At 62.1% G+C, this 214-nt stretch carries 1 rRNA gene; it reads right to left on the bottom strand.

Annotated features, from left to right (window positions below):
* Window positions 1-72: 72 nt before the first annotated feature.
* Window positions 73-189: ribosomal RNA gene (rrf, locus tag EII11_RS10415) — 5S ribosomal RNA — on the bottom strand.
* Window positions 190-214 lie beyond the last annotated feature (25 nt).

Below are 214 nucleotides of genomic sequence, written 5' to 3'. Positions count from 1 at the left end.
GTGTTGTGGTGTGTGGGTGTGTTTGAGCCCCGCCGATGGGGTTGTTGGCGGGGCTCGAACGTGTTGGTTGTGTTGCGGCGGTGTCCTACTCTCCCACATCCTCTCGGGTGCAGTACCATCGGCGCTGTGGGGCTTAGCTTCCGGGTTCGGGATGGGTCCGGGCGTTTCCCCCACGCTGTTGCCGCCGCAAAAGGGTCGACCAGTATGTGTTTGT

The organism is Schaalia canis, assembly GCF_003858455.1.
In the GTDB taxonomy this organism is placed as follows: Bacteria; Actinomycetota; Actinomycetes; order Actinomycetales; family Actinomycetaceae; genus Pauljensenia; species Pauljensenia canis.
Note: the sequence above shows the minus strand (reverse complement) of the source record. Positions and strands in the feature narration are given on the sequence as shown.